22 protein-coding genes and 2 riboswitches are annotated in these 17,030 nt (G+C 42.1%); of the genes, 13 read left to right on the top strand and 9 right to left on the bottom strand.

Going from position 1 to position 17,030, the window contains the following annotated elements; translation table 11 throughout:
* Window positions 1-305 precede the first annotated feature (305 nt).
* Together H0266_RS01805 and opp3b are read left to right on the top strand one after the other, a co-directional pair.
* A complete protein-coding gene (locus H0266_RS01805) occupies window positions 306-686 on the top strand; it encodes a rhodanese-like domain-containing protein (protein WP_181470670.1) in 381 nt (126 codons plus the stop codon).
* A 210-nt stretch (window positions 687-896) separates the two neighbouring features.
* A complete protein-coding gene (opp3b, locus tag H0266_RS01800; RefSeq protein WP_181470669.1) occupies window positions 897-1,814 on the top strand; it encodes an oligopeptide ABC transporter permease in 918 nt (305 codons plus the stop codon).
* Window positions 1,815-1,902: 88 nt separating this feature from the next.
* Here the strand turns inward: opp3b and gcvPB are convergent, their stop codons facing one another.
* From gcvPB to gcvT, 3 genes are read right to left on the bottom strand one after another with little or no spacing between them, the layout of a single operon-like run.
* Window positions 1,903-3,360: an aminomethyl-transferring glycine dehydrogenase subunit GcvPB gene (gene gcvPB, locus H0266_RS01795; protein ID WP_181470668.1), complete on the bottom strand. Its 1,458-nt coding sequence runs from the start codon at window positions 3,358-3,360 to the stop codon at window positions 1,903-1,905.
* Window positions 3,353-4,702 carry an aminomethyl-transferring glycine dehydrogenase subunit GcvPA gene (gcvPA, locus tag H0266_RS01790; RefSeq protein WP_181470667.1) on the bottom strand — a complete coding sequence of 450 codons (1,350 nt, stop codon included), beginning with the start codon at window positions 4,700-4,702 and terminating at the stop codon, window positions 3,353-3,355. The genes gcvPB and gcvPA overlap by 8 nt, the downstream gene beginning before the upstream one ends.
* A 20-nt stretch (window positions 4,703-4,722) precedes the next feature.
* On the bottom strand, window positions 4,723-5,823 hold the full coding sequence (gcvT, locus tag H0266_RS01785; protein ID WP_181470666.1) for a glycine cleavage system aminomethyltransferase GcvT: 1,101 nt from the start codon (window positions 5,821-5,823) through the stop codon (window positions 4,723-4,725).
* A gap of 72 nt (window positions 5,824-5,895) precedes the next feature.
* Window positions 5,896-5,989: riboswitch (glycine riboswitch) on the bottom strand.
* A gap of 3 nt (window positions 5,990-5,992) precedes the next feature.
* A riboswitch (glycine riboswitch) is annotated at window positions 5,993-6,082 on the bottom strand.
* A 170-nt stretch (window positions 6,083-6,252) separates the two neighbouring features.
* Here gcvT and H0266_RS01780 point away from each other — a divergent pair.
* A complete protein-coding gene (locus tag H0266_RS01780) occupies window positions 6,253-7,896 on the top strand; it encodes a DEAD/DEAH box helicase (protein WP_181470665.1) in 1,644 nt (547 codons plus the stop codon).
* A 20-nt stretch (window positions 7,897-7,916) separates the two neighbouring features.
* Window positions 7,917-8,684, top strand: coding sequence for a YqhG family protein (locus H0266_RS01775; RefSeq protein WP_343063186.1), 768 nt, complete (start codon window positions 7,917-7,919; stop codon window positions 8,682-8,684).
* Between the two features lie 104 nt (window positions 8,685-8,788).
* Here the strand turns inward: H0266_RS01775 and H0266_RS01770 are convergent, their stop codons facing one another.
* Window positions 8,789-8,971: a YqzE family protein gene (locus H0266_RS01770; RefSeq protein ID WP_181470663.1), complete on the bottom strand. Its 183-nt coding sequence runs from the start codon at window positions 8,969-8,971 to the stop codon at window positions 8,789-8,791.
* 47 nt (window positions 8,972-9,018) lie between these two features.
* A complete protein-coding gene (locus H0266_RS01765; RefSeq protein WP_181470662.1) occupies window positions 9,019-9,504 on the bottom strand; it encodes a shikimate kinase in 486 nt (161 codons plus the stop codon).
* A 103-nt stretch (window positions 9,505-9,607) separates the two neighbouring features.
* Here H0266_RS01765 and comGA point away from each other — a divergent pair, with 103 nt between their 5' ends.
* The 7 genes from comGA to H0266_RS01730 are packed head-to-tail and all read left to right on the top strand — an operon-like array spanning window position 9,608 to window position 13,448.
* Window positions 9,608-10,621, top strand: coding sequence for a competence type IV pilus ATPase ComGA (gene comGA, locus H0266_RS01760; RefSeq protein WP_425484288.1), 1,014 nt, complete (start codon window positions 9,608-9,610; stop codon window positions 10,619-10,621).
* Window positions 10,575-11,627 carry a type II secretion system F family protein gene (locus H0266_RS01755; RefSeq protein ID WP_181470660.1) on the top strand — a complete coding sequence of 351 codons (1,053 nt, stop codon included), beginning with the start codon at window positions 10,575-10,577 and terminating at the stop codon, window positions 11,625-11,627. The genes comGA and H0266_RS01755 overlap by 47 nt, the downstream gene beginning before the upstream one ends.
* 14 nt (window positions 11,628-11,641) lie before the next feature.
* Window positions 11,642-11,956 (top strand): competence type IV pilus major pilin ComGC, encoded by a 315-nt coding sequence (gene comGC, locus H0266_RS01750; protein WP_181470659.1) that lies wholly within the window; start codon window positions 11,642-11,644, stop codon window positions 11,954-11,956.
* Window positions 11,907-12,380: a competence type IV pilus minor pilin ComGD gene (gene comGD, locus H0266_RS01745; RefSeq protein ID WP_220127084.1), complete on the top strand. Its 474-nt coding sequence runs from the start codon at window positions 11,907-11,909 to the stop codon at window positions 12,378-12,380. Before comGC ends, comGD begins: the two co-directional genes overlap by 50 nt.
* Window positions 12,352-12,702: a prepilin-type N-terminal cleavage/methylation domain-containing protein gene (locus H0266_RS19730; protein WP_425484278.1), complete on the top strand. Its 351-nt coding sequence runs from the start codon at window positions 12,352-12,354 to the stop codon at window positions 12,700-12,702. Before comGD ends, H0266_RS19730 begins: the two co-directional genes overlap by 29 nt.
* Window positions 12,668-13,174 carry a competence type IV pilus minor pilin ComGF gene (locus tag H0266_RS01735; RefSeq protein WP_181470656.1) on the top strand — a complete coding sequence of 169 codons (507 nt, stop codon included), beginning with the start codon at window positions 12,668-12,670 and terminating at the stop codon, window positions 13,172-13,174. Before H0266_RS19730 ends, H0266_RS01735 begins: the two co-directional genes overlap by 35 nt.
* Complete coding sequence (locus H0266_RS01730; RefSeq protein WP_181470655.1) at window positions 13,143-13,448, top strand: hypothetical protein; 306 nt, start codon at window positions 13,143-13,145, stop codon at window positions 13,446-13,448. The genes H0266_RS01735 and H0266_RS01730 overlap by 32 nt, the downstream gene beginning before the upstream one ends.
* Window positions 13,449-13,524: 76 nt before the next feature.
* Here the strand turns inward: H0266_RS01730 and H0266_RS01725 are convergent, their stop codons facing one another.
* A complete protein-coding gene (locus tag H0266_RS01725; RefSeq protein ID WP_181470654.1) occupies window positions 13,525-13,908 on the bottom strand; it encodes a Spx/MgsR family RNA polymerase-binding regulatory protein in 384 nt (127 codons plus the stop codon).
* A gap of 335 nt (window positions 13,909-14,243) precedes the next feature.
* Between H0266_RS01725 and H0266_RS01720 the strand changes: the two genes are divergently transcribed.
* The gene (locus tag H0266_RS01720; protein WP_079479675.1) at window positions 14,244-14,489 is read left to right on the top strand and encodes a DUF2626 domain-containing protein; all 246 of its coding nucleotides are present in this window, start codon (window positions 14,244-14,246) and stop codon (window positions 14,487-14,489) included.
* Between the two features lie 49 nt (window positions 14,490-14,538).
* Here the strand turns inward: H0266_RS01720 and H0266_RS01715 are convergent, their stop codons facing one another.
* Window positions 14,539-15,162 (bottom strand): MBL fold metallo-hydrolase, encoded by a 624-nt coding sequence (locus H0266_RS01715; protein ID WP_181470653.1) that lies wholly within the window; start codon window positions 15,160-15,162, stop codon window positions 14,539-14,541.
* Between the two features lie 162 nt (window positions 15,163-15,324).
* Here H0266_RS01715 and H0266_RS01710 point away from each other — a divergent pair, with 162 nt between their 5' ends.
* Window positions 15,325-15,489 carry a DUF2759 domain-containing protein gene (locus tag H0266_RS01710; protein WP_181470652.1) on the top strand — a complete coding sequence of 55 codons (165 nt, stop codon included), beginning with the start codon at window positions 15,325-15,327 and terminating at the stop codon, window positions 15,487-15,489.
* Window positions 15,490-15,533: 44 nt separating this feature from the next.
* Here the strand turns inward: H0266_RS01710 and H0266_RS01705 are convergent, their stop codons facing one another.
* Window positions 15,534-16,319 (bottom strand): ABC transporter permease, encoded by a 786-nt coding sequence (locus H0266_RS01705; RefSeq protein WP_181470651.1) that lies wholly within the window; start codon window positions 16,317-16,319, stop codon window positions 15,534-15,536.
* Window positions 16,320-16,330: 11 nt separating this feature from the next.
* Window positions 16,331-17,017 (bottom strand): ABC transporter ATP-binding protein, encoded by a 687-nt coding sequence (locus H0266_RS01700; RefSeq protein WP_181470650.1) that lies wholly within the window; start codon window positions 17,015-17,017, stop codon window positions 16,331-16,333.
* Between the last annotated feature and the right edge of the window lie 13 nt (window positions 17,018-17,030).

Genomic DNA, 17,030 nt, shown 5'->3' with positions numbered 1-17,030 from the left:
ACATCACCAAATTTTTAATCAATATATTGTGTTTGATTGAAAAAAGTTTTCTATATATTGTGTTTTGAACGAATCAAATTCATTTTGTCAATCTATAAAACAAGCGTAAAGCGAGGATATTTGAAGAAAATTGACGAAAAGAGGGGATTGAGAAATGCTGGCCGCTTTTTTCATCAGTTGCAATTCTGAGAAGAACCGAAACACGTTCAGGACAATATTTATTTCAACAGAACGGAAAAATATTTTTGAAATGAAACCGATTCCCTCCTATAATAGATAGAGGATAGAGAAATGGGGGGAATTTGATGGAATTATGGATCTTAATCGCAGCGGTTGTAATTCTTATTGCAATTGGTTTGTATAGATTCTTCAAAGCCAGAAAAATATTGAACACATTGTCCGAAGAAGAATTCAGAGAAGGGTACCGCAAAGCACAATTAATTGATGTAAGAGAGCCGAAAGAATATGACGGCGGTCACATTCTAGGTGCGCGTAATATCCCTTTATCACAACTTCGCAATCGTCTCGCTGAGCTCCGCAAAGATAAGCCGGTTTATCTATATTGTCAAAGTGGAGCAAGATCTACTCGTGCAGCCATGATGCTTCATAAAAAAGGCTACAACAATTTGTACATGCTCGAGGGTGGATTCAAGAAGTGGACAGGAAAAATTAAAACGAAGAATTAGAAAGAGACATCGAATCAATATTGATTCGATGTTTTTTTTATTTCAAACACAACATATTCTATCTATTCTCAAGGTATAAGAGTTCTTTTGCCATTGTAAATAGCCTACCTTCAAGACAAACTCTAATTCAGAGAAATTTTATTTTTAAAATTGTTTGAAATTTAAAAATATAATGTGTATTATATTTTTATATCCATGAGGAGGGAAAATATGGTTAAATACATAGGGATGAGAATCGTATATTTGATTCTTACATTGTTCATGATCGCTTCTTTCACATTTTTCTTAATGAAATTGTTACCCGGAACGCCCCTGACTGCTCAGGACAAGCTATCTGAGGAGCAACAAGCCATTGTATTAGAGAAATATAACTTAAATGATCCGATACCCGTCCAATATTTCAACTACATGACGAACCTTGCCCAAGGGGATCTCGGTGTTTCGTTCCAGTTCGATAACCGAAATGTGACAGCGATTATCGCTGAACGCATTGGTCCTTCTATGCAAATTGGGGCTCAGGCTATGGTAATCGGGACCATTATTGGAATTTTGCTCGGGGTAGTTGCAGCCGTCTATCATAATGGAGCTCTAGATACCTCATCTACGATCTTTGCCGTATTAGGCCAATCCATACCTGGTTTTATATTTGCCGGGATTCTTCAATACTTTATCGGGGTTAAATTCGGCTGGCTGCCTGTAGCTTTATGGGGAACCTTTGCCCATACACTGCTGCCGACAATCGCACTCGCCATCTTCCCCATGGCCATCACGGCACGGTTCATGAGAACAGAAATGCTGGAAGTGTTAGGGTCGGATTTCATTACTACAGCAAAAGCTAAAGGGCTAAGCAAACCCGTCGTCATTTTCAAGCATTCTCTAAAGAACTCTCTCATTCCTGTCATCACGATTCTCGGCCCATTAGCTGTCGGTTTGATGACGGGTACCTTCGTAATCGAGACCATTTTCTCAGTCCCAGGTTTGGGTGAGCAATTCGTGAAATCCATTAACACCAATGACTTCCCGATCATCATGGGTACGACGTTACTTGCTTCTTTCGCTTTCGTGGTGATCATTTTGATCATAGACTTACTATACAGTGTCATCGATCCCAGAATCCGTTTAAACTAATCTGAATACCCTAATCGTCGCATGTAGAATATTGCTTTTTCCTAACACTTAAAAACCCCAAGCCCTTTCAAAGGACTTGGGGTTTGTTTTATCTTTGATAACGTAATACAGGTTTACGTGCAGCTTGCGTTTCATCCATTCGACTAACAATGGTGGTGTGAGGCGCCTCTTGTACTTTTTCTGGATCATTTTTGGCTTCATGGGATATTTGGATCATCGCGTCAATAAACGCATCTAGCGTTTCTTTAGACTCCGTCTCCGTAGGCTCAATCATCAAAGCCTCTTCCACATTAATAGGGAAGTAGATGGTTGGTGGGTGATAACCAAAGTCTAAGAGACGTTTGGCCATATCTAGCGTCCGCACACCTAACTTTTTCTGGCGTTTTCCAGACAAAATGAATTCGTGCTTGCAGTGGCGATCGAATGGTAAATCAAATTCTTCTTGTAGACGGCGCATCATGTAATTGGCGTTGATGACCGCATACTCACTAACTTTCTTCAGCCCTTCTGGCCCCATTGTACGAATGTACGTGTAAGCACGGACATTGATTCCAAAGTTTCCGTAATAAGGTTTGACACGACCGATAGAATGAGGACGATCATAGTCGAAGGTGAACTGTTCCCCTTCTTTTTTGAGGATAGGTTTTGGCAAGTAAGGCTCAAGTTCAGCCGTTACACCGACAGGTCCTGACCCAGGGCCGCCCCCACCATGAGGTCCTGTAAAGGTTTTATGCAGATTCAAGTGTACGACATCAAAGCCCATGTCTCCCGGACGTGCATACCCGAGGATCGCATTCAGGTTAGCCCCATCGTAATAAAGCTTCCCTCCCGCTTCGTGTACAATGGCTGCCATCTCTTCGATATCTTCTTCAAACAGGCCGAGTGTATTCGGATTCGTCAACATCAGTGCAGCCGTCTGGTCATCCACGACTCGCTTCAAGTCTTCTAAGTCGACTAAACCACGTTCATCAGACTTAACGGTGACAGCTTCGAATCCCGCGACAGTTGCAGACGCAGGGTTTGTTCCATGTGCTGAATCCGGTACAATCACCTTCGTACGATTATGGTCTCCATTTGATTCATGAAACGCACGAATCATCATCAGACCGGTCCACTCTCCGTGTGCACCTGCTGCAGGCTGAAGGGTCACGGTATCTAAACCAGTGATTTCTTCTAAGGAAACCTGCAGATCATACATCAATTCAAGCGCACCTTGGACGGTCTCTGTTGATTGATAGGGATGGATATGACTGAAGCCTGTCAAACGGGCAATATCTTCATTCACTTTAGGATTGTACTTCATGGTACAAGATCCTAGAGGGTAGAAACCTGAATCGACCCCGTGGTTTCGTGTAGATAATGCTGTATAGTGGCGGATGATTTGAAGTTCACTCACCTCTGGAAGGTCAGGTTCACTCTGCCTGACGTACATGTTCCCGATTTGTTCATCAACATCAATTTCCGGAACGTCCATAGTCGGCAGGCTGAACCCTGTACGACTTTCTTGACTCAATTCAAAAATTAACGGAAAGTCCTGATTAGTCATGTAGATCCCCCAATTCCTTCACAAATTGATCGATTTCATCCTTCGTTCTTATTTCTGTACAAGCGACCAACATATGGCCTTTAAGCTGCTCATCGATTTGAGCTAAATCGTAGCCACCTAGAAATCCTTTGTCTAATAGCTTTCGATTCACTTCCGACACGTCTTGGTTCAACTCTACAACAATTTCATTGAAGAAAGATCCTTCAAAAGCAATCGACAATCCACTATTCAGTAGTTGTTGCTTCAAATAAGCCGTCTTCTGAATATTCATTTTCGACATTTTCTTGATTCCTTGTTTACCTAAGGAAGACATAGCCACAGAAGATGCCAGGGCATTCAAAGCTTGGTTTGAGCAGATATTGGATGTCGCTTTGTCTCTACGAATGTGCTGTTCACGAGCTTGTAATGTTAAGACGAACCCTCGACGGCCATCTTCATCAACCGTTTGACCGACAAGCCTTCCTGGAACTTTCCGCATTAATTTCTTCGTTGTTGCAAAGTAACCACAATGAGGTCCACCGTATTGAGTTGGGATTCCAAACACCTGCGCGTCCCCGACAACGATATCAGAACCAAATTCCCCAGGTGGCGTCAGGTATCCTAATGCCAGAGGGTTGCTGGATGTGATCATCATCGCTTTCTTTTGTGTATCTACGAGTTTACGAACATCTTCCAATGGTTCAATTTGACCGAAGAAGTTCGGGTATTGCACGACCACACTAGCCGTATCTTCGTCTAATTCTTTCTCGAGTTGATCAAGGTCTGTTCGTCCATCTTTATGGTCGATCTCCACGACCTCTACTCCCGGACCCTTCACATATGAACGAATGACCGCTAGCGATTCCGGGTGAATCGCTTTTGATACGAGCACTTTCTTTTTCTTTGTCTGACCGGCAGACAAGTTGACTGCTTCAGCTAGCGCCGTACCTCCATCGTACATAGAGGAGTTCGCTACATCCATGCCTGTCAATTCACAAATCATCGTTTGAAATTCAAAGATGGCTTGCAACTCGCCTTGAGAAATTTCCGGCTGGTAAGGCGTGTACGCCGTGTAAAATTCAGAACGTGAAATAATGTGATCGACGATCGACGGAATATAATGATCGTACACACCTGCGCCCAAGAAAGAGGCGTGCGATTTTAGGTTCACGTTTTTTGCAGCCATTTGGATGAGTTCTTTGGTTAGTTCAAATTCATTTCTAGGCTCTTTGATGTTCAGATCACCCTTAAATCGGACGCTTTCCGGTATATCAGAAAACAGTTCATTGGACGATTGAACCCCAATGCGATCAAGCATTTCCTTCTTATCTGTTTCGGTCATTGGTAGATAACGAAACTCCATTCATACTTCCCCCTCGTTCTTTATCGTTTGTAAAATGGTGTAGCGACAACTTTCGCTTGTAAACGTCTCTTCCGCACTTGAATCATGACTTCTGTACCTTGTTCGGCATAAGCGGCCTCGACTAATGCGAGCCCTACATTTTTACCGAGTGTTGGAGACTGCGTACCAGTCGTAACAAAACCTATTTGTTTTTCTCCATCGTACACTTCGTAATGGGTGCGCGGAATTCCTTTATCGATCATCTCTATGCCGACCAATTTACGAGGTGGACCATTTTCTTTTTGTTTCTTCAAAACTTCTTTCCCGATGAAATCGGATTCTTTTTTCGCTTTTACGGCAAATCCTAAACCAGCTTCTATCGGTGTGATGTCTGCCGTTAATTCCTGGCCATATAAAGCTAGGTTCGCTTCAAAACGTAATGTATCGCGAGCTCCGAGTCCGATTGGGCGGACACCGAAAGGTTCACCCGCTTGAAGAATGGCTTGCCATAACTCGGCACCAGCCTCTTTAGGCAAATAAATTTCAAACCCATCCTCACCGGTATATCCCGTACGAGAAACTATGGCTGGCTTACTTACTCCTTTAAGCACAACTCCCTGTTCAAAACGGAAGAATCGTATAGCCGATAGATCAATTTCGGTCAACGTTTGCAATGTTTCTTCTGCCCTAGGGCCTTGAAGGGCTAACTGGACGTACTCATCCGACACATCGCTAATCTCAACTTCTTCCTCCTGGTGATCCCGCAACCATTGGACATCTTTCTCGCGGTTCGCTGCATTGATAACGAGTAAGTATTTAGAGTCTTCTAATTGATAGACGATTAAGTCATCGACCGTACCGCCATTTTCGTAACACATGATGGTATATTGAGCTTTTCCAGGCTCTAACTTAGATACATCATTCGTCAACATTTTTTGCAAAAACGGCAGGCTACGCTGACCCTCGACAATCACTTCTCCCATGTGCGAAACATCGAACAAGCCTGCCTGCGTACGAGTTGCCTCATGCTCTTCCTTAATACTCGAGAACTGTACCGGGAGATCCCACCCACCAAAATCGATGGTTTTCGCTCCTGCTTTTTTGTACTCATCAAATAAAGGGGTACGTTTTAAACCTGACATCCACTTCCACTCCTTTTCCTTACTGTCCATAAGTCCATAAAAAAAGAGACTTCTCCACTATAAGGGGGAAGTCTCTGTCTTTTTCACCAGAAAGTTTCACGATTCGATACCGCTTCCAAAACCGCTTGCTTCTTGGGTGGCCTACATACGTAGACACTCTCCAGAGCTGCGTCCTACAGAGGTCTTTTTGCCTGAGAGATTCACAAATGTTGTTTGCTCCTTCGGCGCTACGTCATGTAGTCTCTCCCCCTGCAGTCGTTCGCTGTCGTATTTTATTAGATTCGTCTGGACATACTATTTCATAACGATTTAATAGGTTACATCGTGATTCAGCTACATTATATCACGGGTTTCAGGGACTGACTATTAAAATTTACAAATCATTCACAATACTTTTACGGATATGTATTGATAGATGGAGGCATAGCGATGTTCGATATTCATCCGGACGAAACGTTTATCCAAAAACTGAGTGACAGCTTAGATCATCCTGAGGAATTGTCGAGTTGGGAGAGTTTTAAACTTGCCTATCAAGCATCATCATTTCAGACAATCCCCAGGTTCGACGGATTACTAGCCTTAGAACATTTGCCACATGTGGATTTTTTGGACCACCAGGTGGACGCTGCGAATAAGGTGGTGCACGAAATGAATGGACGCGCCATTCTGGCAGATGAAGTAGGACTCGGCAAAACCTTAGAAGCAGGCCTTATTCTGAAGGAATATATGATTCGGGGTGTGGCCAAAAAAGTCCTGATCCTGACTCCTGCCTCGTTGGTCAATCAGTGGGTCCAAGAGTTGAACGAAAAATTCTATATCCAAGCCGCTTCGCCGAGAAAGAAACAAGCGTCCTGGAAAGACTGGGAGGTTACGGTCACCTCTATAGATATGGCCAAACGGGAATCCCACCGCGAAGAGATTTTATCGATTCCTTATGACATGGTCATCATTGACGAGGCTCACAAATTAAAGAATCACCAAACGAAGAACTATCAATTTGTTCAATCCTTGCAGAAAACGTATTGTCTCTTACTAACAGCTACCCCCATTCAAAATAAACTAAGCGATCTCTTCAATCTGGTTTCCATCTTGAAGCCTGGGTACCTAGGGAATTTAACAGACTTCAAGAAAAAGTACCGCTATCATAAAGATGACACCAAAGGCGTCGAACACATTCACTCCCTTGTTGGTCAACTGATGATCCGGAACCGGAGGAAGGATACAGGATTAAATGAATCCAAGCGCCATGTTGTCAATGAACGCTTAGCTTTTACAGAAAAAGAAAGTGAATGGTACAACCAGTTAACCGCGTTAAAATCCGACCATAACTCCTTTGCGTGGCTGACGCTTGAAAAGGAGATCTGCTCTTCTCGAGAAGCGTGTTTCATGTCTCTTAAAGAAATGGCCAAGAAAATGGATGAAAGCAAGGCACAAAAATACATTTCACTGATGGAACAACTGGAGCAACTTCCCCACCACACGAAAGCAAAACGAATGGTGGAATTAATCCAACAATCTGATGAAAAGTTCATTGTTTTCACTGAATACAGGGCCACTCAATTTTACTTACAATGGTATTTACAGCAGCACGGTATTTCTTCTGTTCCTTTCAGTGGAAAATTCAACAAAAGCAAGAGAGATTGGATGAAACAGTTGTTCAAAAATAAAGCACAAGTCATGGTGGCTACAGAAGCGGGGGGAGAAGGCATCAACTTGCAATTCTGCCACCAAATGATCAACTACGACTTGCCTTGGAACCCGATGCGCCTCGAACAAAGGATCGGACGAATCCATCGTTTCGGTCAGGAGAAAGATATCCGTGTGTACAATTTTGCCATTGAAGGGACCATTGAAGATCACATTATGAACATGCTGTATGAGAAAATCGAAATGTTCAAAAAAGCAGTCGGTGACTTAGACGACATTTTAGAAAAAATTCCCGGAGGGTCATTCGATCAGCAACTTCAGTCCATCTTGAAAGAATCCGATAGTCGCGGAGAAATAGACATCAAACTCAATAATTTAGTGAGCTATGTAGAGTATACGGTGAACGAAGGGAGAGAGTTAAGTTGACGAGCCCCCATTTCGATTTCGTGAAGGATTTTTTTAACACGAATGGCTGTACAATAACAGAGGAAAGTCCTTCTCATATGAACATTCAACTAACGAATGCTATGGATGAAGAGATTATGAACCGCCCTTTCTACTGGCATTATATGAAGAAAATGAATCGACAAGGAGAGCCGATGCAACTTACCTTCACAGAAAACACCGACGAGCCCGGCATTTATTTACATGCCGGAACACCAAAGTTGCACACCATTTATGAAACAGCAATGAAGAAAGGGAAACTAACCAGGCTTTATGAGGCGGTGGACGAACCACAAGCTAACGGAGCACTGACCCCATGGCTTGTTGTAAATGCTCTGCTTCATTATCGTGGGAAGCAGACAAAAGACGAACCAGTATCGGTAGGTCTACAATTGCTGCATGGAACCTTCGTTCCTCGTATGATGGAGCGAATTTCGAATTACGCTTTTAATATGACCGTCTCAGACTACACTTTTCCTATGACGCCCATTATTCAGTTAAAAAGTGCTTACAAACGGATTGAAGGGTATGTCGAAAATCATACATCATCTCAAAATCATAACTGGGCTCGCGATTCGCATCAACAATTGGAGCAGGAAGAGCAATTGCTACAATCGTTTTATGAATCCGGCGACATGAGTGAAGATCAATTCAACAAAGAACACGAGCAATTATTTAAACGGTACCGCCCACGTATCGAGATGGAAGTTGTGAACGGGGGATTGTTTTATCTGTCCCAGCAAACAAGTCAAGAAATGTTAACGAGTTAGAAAACTGTAGAATCATAAAAGGTAGAGGACACCGTAGTTGCAACAGGTGACCTCTACCTTTTATGATTCTATTATTTCGCCTGTGTCCACATGACAACTTTACCCTAATGGTTGGCTTTCCACCGTTTCCGCATCATCTTAATAGCAAGCGGAAGCACACCAAACCAGTAAAAGGATGATTTTTTTGAAGGTTTACGGGCTTTACGTTCTTTCTTTTCTTGTTTAGAAAGTTGCATGTATTTAACCATTTCTTCTGTCAAAAATTTAACATAATCGTTACGATCCATTAAATCCCTTCTTTGTCCATACTTTTAGTTTTAGTATGTCCCTTTCATCATCCTTTTAAACGATGGATAATTTCACTCACAATTTGATCCGAATCTTTCCCGTCTACTACAACGGTTTCATCTGCAACCCGCTCGTATTTTCCTTGCCGATTTTCAAATCGTTTCTTTTTCTGCTCGTCATCCCCATTCCAGAGAGGACGGGTGGTATCTTGCTGCAATCGCTCTACAATGGTTTCCCATGATGCTTGTAAGTAGACAACTTTCCCTGTGCTTAAAGGAATTTCGTTTTCCTCTCTTTCAACAATGCCACCGCCTGTCGAGACGACAGAATCAGCCTTGATCGTTTTGAGAAAAGTCGTTTCTTTCTCTCGAAAATACGACTCCCCAAACTTCTCGAATAACGTCTTAATGGTCATCCCTTCTTCTTCCTCAATAGCCTCATCCATCTCGATCACCGGCATAGCCAGTTGTTTCCCTAATTCCTTAGCTACTGTAGACTTTCCACTCCCCATGAACCCAACTAAAAAAATCATTATACATGCCTCCAAAAAAATAATTAGTGAAAAAGAAGGAATATCCTTCCTTTTGTCGAATATGTGTTATGTAAATCAATTTGAATACGAGGTGATTGTATTTTTGAAGTCGATTGCTAATTTTGCTCGCGAATTATTTGTATCCGCTATTCAACAAACCGCTTCCGATATCCACTTTTCCCCTTTTGCCGAACACACGAACATTTACTTCCGCATCCACGGTGAACGTATCTTTCATTCCACTTTACCCTTACCGCTGTACAAAAAACTTCTCTCTTATTTTAAATACACATCAGGTATGGACATCGGCGAAATGAAACGTCCTCAAAACGGCACATTACAACACCGGAATGACCAAACCACCTTTGACCTACGCTTATCCACCCTACCCATTACGGGAACAGAAAGTTTGGCTATTCGCATCTTAACCCCTATGGACCACACTCCCTTAGAACAATTATTCCTTTTTCCAGATCAACTGAAACAAATCGAACGATGGCTACGTAATAAGAGTGGAATGATTCTATTCACCGGTCCTACAGGGTGCGGAAAGACAACCACCCTCTACGCCTTACTTCAATCCCTCATGAATAGACGCTCTTTTCAAGCTATCACACTTGAGGATCCCATTGAAAAGAACTTGAATAACATTATACAAGTACAAGTCAATGAGCGAGCTGGTATTACGTATGACACAGGCTTAAAAGCCGCTCTGCGTCATGACCCTGATTTATTGATGGTGGGGGAAATCCGCGACCAAGATACAGCACAATTCGCTTTCCGGGCTGCCCTCAGTGGGCACCTGGTCATTAGTACCATTCATGCGAAAGACGCTTTCGGTACAATACGGCGATTACATGAAATGAAAATCAAACAAGCCGACATGGAACAAACACTCATCGCCATAGCAGCTCAGCAACTCCTTCCCCTCGAAGGGCATGATCTCCTTCCCAAAAGAGCAGCGATTCTCGAGCTCCTCGACGGTGAACTACTCGAACAATCCATCAAGAATGAATCACCTTATCAATCCTCTTCTTTTCGATCTTTTCCTACCCTAAGGAGGAAAGCTTATGCGCTCGGCTTTACGAAAGCTTCCAACATGGAGTTGGAAATTTGAGCGACCGCTTCCGGTCCATACTCAAATATTATTTTTTCACAGAGTCAGTCACATCTTATCAAAAGGTTATCCGCTGTTAGAGGCATTATCGATGACAAGCTGGGACAAGACACTCAAACCGATTTCCGACGAATTGAACCATTCCTTAACAAAAGGAGAGACCATTGATGAAGGCTTCAGGAATGCCAAGTTTTCAAAGGTTGTCACTAATTACCTTTACTTCGCCCGCTCCCAGCACGACCTCGCCTCTTCTTTCAGACAATGTAAGGACATCCTTCAATTAAGAAGAGAGTATACGAGAAAAGTCATTCAAGCTACCAGATACCCTGTTCTCCTTCTCCTTTTTATGCTCGTTGCCTTTTCGATTATACAGCATACCGTTCTCCCGAATTTCCTTGTGCTTTTTGAAGAGCAGAGCACAGACACGCTTTGGCTTTTGAAAGGCATTTCCCTTTTCATCCGTACGTTAGGCGTACTTGCCCTTCTTAGTGTGCTAGCCTCAATTCTTCTCCGTCTGATCACACCTAAACTATCCATCGATAATCGGATACGTTTGTTCAAAAAGATTCCCCTCTTCTACAAGGGCTATTCGTTTGTTCTCTCCTTTCTATTCAGCCATCACCTTCAGACGTTGCTTCAGACAAAATTGACACTGAAAGAATCGTTAGAGTTCATGCGTCAACACCAGAGGTACGATATTTTAGCTCATTATAGTGAACAAATATTGAACGAGCTCGCTTTCGGCAGAACACTGAGTCAAGCGATTCATCCTTGCGAGATGTTGCGTTCAGAACTGACCGACTTGTTTCATCAAACAAATGACGTCGACGCCCTAAACGATGAACTTGAACTATTGTCTGAATTTTATATGGATCACATGAAAACCACCCTATTGAAATGGGTGCAATGGATTCAGCCCGCCTTCTTCCTTCTGATCGCCTTTCTTGTTATCACGATTTACGCATCGATTATGCTTCCACTATACGAGTGGATGAATCAATTATAAAAGGAGCCATTCATATGAAAAATGAACGGGGTTTTACCTTAGTTGAAATGCTTATTGTACTACTAGTAATCTCTGTCCTATTAATTATCACGATCCCGAATTTGTCCGCACAAAATAAATCGATTCGCACCAAAGGGTGTGCAGCGTTACTTTCAAGCGCACAAGCCCAGACAGAAGCTTACTATATCGAAAATGATGACTTTCCGGAATCCATTGATGTGTTAGTTTCAGATGGATACCTAAAACAGAAGGAGTGTCCAAACGGAGATGTGTTGTCTTATGGAACTACAGAAGGAGAAGTCATTTCTGGGCCTCCAGTCACTCCGTAACAGATCTGGTTTCACTTTAACAGAAGTGCTCCTTGTTTTAGTATCTTGGAGTGCCCTCTTGCTCATCATATCCCCTATCCAACATAACATCATCTCTTCTATAAAGGCGGAGCACTTCCTTGAACAATTTCAATCGGACTTGTTACTTACTCAACAGTTAACCATGCAAGATCACGGATCGTATTATCTTTTGTTCCAAAAACAGACGAATGATTATACCCTTTATGATGGCGAGTCGAATCAAACAATGTTTCACAGACCCCTCCCTAAAGATTGGAGCTATCAAATGAACACAACCCGATCGCCAATCCGATTTAATCGGAATGGAACTATACGCCACCCCGGAACCATGCGTTTCTACAGTCCTGATCGCTCTTACAAAGTAACGTTTCCATTTGGAATCAGTCGAGCAACCATTGAATAACTCACGGGGCTTTACGTTAGTTGAAACCCTTACGGCCTTTAGCCTATTCCTATTCCTTACTCTAACTTTGCTCCCTCTTCTATTTGAGGTCCGGTCCAGTCAAAAAGATTTGTCTATTCAACGCCTGTCCCTTTCGACTCTTCATGATCAACTCCATACTATAGAAGAAAAAAAGGAAGCAACTCTCCCTCTTATCATTCAAGACCACCGGTGGTCGCACATCTATTACGAGTTCACAATTGAGGACCAGCATCTGAAAGGCTGTCTCAAGATTAAGGAGGAAACCATTGAGACCATATGTCTTTTTGCCCGATCACCATAAAGGGTTCACGATGATGGAAACCCTTATCAGCTTGTTCATTTTCCTACTAATCGTATCTTTGTCTGCACCTCTGCTTCGACTACTGGACAGCGCCTCTTATAACCAAGAACTTGCCGCTAATCAATTATTTCAATATATACAGATGGAAGTTACTCAGTCACAAAGAGTGACAACAACGCCGACTTCCATTCTTCTAACAGATGTCAACGATCGTATGATTTCCATTGAGAAATACGGGAACATCATTCGTAGACAAGTAAACAGCACCGGACATGAGCCGCTATTAAAAGGTGTAGAAGAAGTGCTTGTGGACGATCATATTAATGGTTTTATTATGAAGGTAAGGATGAAGGAAAATGAACGGTACTCGAAATTTATATTCGTCCCTCCTCACAAACGAACGAGGACTGGTATTCCCTTTAGTTTTAATCCTATCCCTTTTGTTCATCACGGTAACATTGCTTACCATTGAGCAATATAAAAATGAGGTCATCTATACAGAGGTTTATGAGAAGACTTTACTTAGACAAAATTTATTGGAACTTGCAGAAGGAGAAATGCTTGACGGATGGTCCAAAGGGCAAACAATATGGAGCGATGAATTCTACTTCTCTTCTGAATTGGGCCAAGCATATGCTACTTGTCAACAAAACAATGAGACACATGTGATCTGTCATTGGGAAATCACGGAACTCGACGGTAAAGAGTCTTCAACCGTTTACCACTACCCAATCGTGGCACAATAAAAAATCATCGCTTCCTACTGCTAAGAGGAGCGATGATTAAGGTATGTTTGTATTCTTCTTGTATTTTTCCATATCATTAGGAAATTTGAGCTGTGTATTCCATCTTTTTATCTGTGATACCTCGTAACCCTTCTAGATCATAACCAACAACGATTTTTTCTCCATTCGTTAAAATCGGGCGTCTTAACAATTTAGGCTTTTCAATGACTAAGTCTAAAAATTCATTGATTGTCAAATCATCAACGTCTATATCCAATTCTTTATATTCTTTACTACGCTTCGCTAATATTTCATCGATTCCCAATGTGGTTAGAGATAGGATCTGTCTTAATTCATCGACCGATGGAGTTTCACGGAACAGATGCTGTTCGTTAAATTCCACCCCTTGACTTTTCAACCATGACTTCGTACGTCTACAAGATGTGCAACTCGGGTAACTATAGAATTTCAACTGTTCCATCTTCATCGCTCCTCATTTTTTGTTTTATCCTGTACAGTCATTGTATAACCTTTGTACAATTTATTAAACATCTTTTTTTACTTTTCTACAATTATTTCGAATTGAGGAATGGTGTAGGTAGTTCTGCGACCCGTTTTTTCCTCTACCAAGAGACATCCTTCTCTATAACCCCCTTGTTAAAGAAAGGTTTGCGATGGATTTACTTTTTGAGAAATGGCGGATACTGAGAAGCTTTATGACAAATACTGATATATGTAATGATTTATTTACAATTGGAGTTGGGTCGTTTATAATAGGTTTGATAGTTTAACGATGAAAAAGGAGGGGGAAAAAGCATGGATCGTATGTTTCGAGTGCTGGCCTTTTGGACGGGTATTTTTACTATCATGTTTTATGCAGGCGACATGATGGAAGCGGCCTTATTATCTTTAGTTCAAACGGCTTTTTTCCTTACTATTGGTTACCTCAAACTGTCTGAGCGTATGTATGTGTACATATTCTTCTCATACTTGACAGTTTTCATGATTGGATTCACGTATTATTCATCATTTATTCTAGTACCGAGTTTCGGTGGTCACTAATAAAAAACCTGTTATCTAAGCAGATAACAGGTTTTTTATTTGGTCTTTATTAAGAAAAGAACGGATTTTCTTCCTTCTCCTCTTCGATGGTGGTCGGAAGACCGTGACCCGGGAAGATTTTCATATCGTTCCGTAGGCTGAACAGCTGCTCCTTGATGCTTTCTTCAAGCTCCTCCCGACTTCCTCCAGGTAAATCTGTGCGTCCCATTCCACGTTGGAATAGCGTATCTCCTGCAATCGTAAACCGTTGATTTCTGAAGACGAAAGATAGACTTCCCGGCGAATGACCAGGTGTATGACGCACTTCGAATGTGAAAGGACCAATTTCCATTTGTCCAGGTTCTAAAAGATTGTCTGCTGGACGTGCGGTTACACTTCCCATCTGGAATAATCCCGATCCATTTAAAGAAGGATCCATTAACCAGTCTGATTCAGAACCGTGTAGGTACACAGGGGCCTTATAAGCGTCCCTGACTTGGTCTACCGCCCCGATATGGTCAAAGTGTGCATGAGTGAGTAAAACTGCTAAAACATCCAATTCTCGCTCTTCTAGATATGCTTGTAATTTTTCAAAGTCCCCACCCGGGTCAATCACCAGAGCCTGCTTGTTTTCATGGATAATGTAAGCGTTTGTTGCCATTGGGCCTAAAGGCAAACGAGAAATTTTAATCAATGGGTAGACACCTCTTCTTTAATTTTATAAAATACATATAGATAACTCGACATTTCATCATTTATACTATAGAATAAGTTTGAGTCAATTTGGGCTACATATAGTATAACATCCTCTCTGTCGGGATGATAATAAAGAAAAGGAATATAGGGGGTGCTGAACTTGGTAACAGCTATCATTCTTCTTATCGTTGCAATTCTATGTGTTATTGCCGTTTTCCGCGAGTTGAAGACGAAGAACTTCTTTGCCGTATTATTTGCAGCTGCATCAGCATTGATGTTTGGTTGGTTCTCTGTCATGACGATCTATGCAAACTTATTTGGATAAAACTCAAAAAGCGAGCTACTTTTGGTAGCTCGCTTTTTTTATATTCAACTTTGGCTTTCGATTTCTTCGGCTGATTCAACCAACTGTTTGTTTTGATTGAAGAAATAGCGGTACATGGCAATGGTGACAAACATTGCGCTGATTGAGACGGATGAAAAGATACTCAAGGAAATAACGAGCTGATACTTTATCGCCATAACCGGATCTACACCACCAAGGATCAATCCTGTCATCATACCAGGCAGCTGCACAAGCCCGATGGTCTTAATCCGGTCGACATTCGGGATCAAAGCCGCGTGAAGTGTCTTTTGAACGATCAAATGGGACGCTTGCTTAGGCTTTGCACCTAAAGAGAGTGCAGCTAACAGCCGACCATTGTTTTGTTTGAATTCACTTTTCATCCGTTCTAATGACAACCCCATAGCTACCATACTGTTGCCGATGACCATCCCACTCATCGGGATGACCTCTGATGGTCTGAACTGCACCATATCGAAGGTAAGCCACATAAATAGCACACTGACCTCTACAATCAATAACCCAAAGAAAACCACCGGTAATACGTACGGCAGTTCTTTTCCTTTCTGACGAGCGTGAAACGTAGCGATAATCAACATAATTCCGACCATCAATGGAATACCAAAACTTGCTGGCAAATCGAACAAATACGTAAGGATATATCCAATGGCAAATAACTGTACCGTTCCCCTTAAGGAAGACCATAGAATATCTCTACTCATGCCTAATTGATAAAAATAGGAGAGCGTTAATGGAACGACTACAAAAACAATTAGAAATAATAACGATTGATTTGATATCTCAGGTGACATGACGACACATCCTACTCTTCTAGAAATTTATACAAAGCTTCTGTATCGGGTTGATCCAACATCTCAGGAATCTTTCCGTCTTCTTGTAACTTTCCATCTGAGATGAACAACCCTCGATCTCCTAACCGACGAGCCTGTTTCATGTCATGAGTAACCATAAGCATGGTCAGTTGATGCTCTTTGATCAACCGTTCCAAAACCTCCTCTATTTCTTCCGCTGTCCGATTGTCGAGAGCACTTGTCGGTTCATCCAACAACAGCATTTCAGGTTGATTAGCAAGAGTACGTGCTAGGGACACTCGCTGTTGTTCCCCGCCTGAGAGTTGGTCCACTTCCCTATCCAAAAATGAAATGGGAAGTTGTACATAATCCAACAACTTTCGCGCTTCATTTTCATTCCATTCATCGAATAGGGCTGGCCCGTACTTTAAATTGTCTAGGACTGTACCGGGAAACAGGTTAGGAGATTGCAGCACAAGCCCCACGTTTTTTCGTAAGGACGTGATATCATGTTTTTCAATCCTTTCGTCCTTATAATAAATATGACCACCTTCTGGATCGCTCAGCCGGTTGAATAAGAACAATAGTGTACTTTTTCCAGCCCCTGATGGTCCGAACAAAATCACCTTGTCCTGATCTTTGATTTCGAATGTCACCCCTTGCAATGGTGATTGACTGACATTTTCAAAACGAAACATCTTTTTCCCTCTC

It is taken from the genome of Halobacillus locisalis (assembly GCF_013694105.1).
GTDB lineage: Bacteria > Bacillota > Bacilli > Bacillales > Halobacillaceae > Halobacillus > Halobacillus locisalis.
The sequence above is the reverse complement of the archived record's forward strand: the minus strand, read 5'-3'. Positions and strand labels throughout refer to the sequence as shown.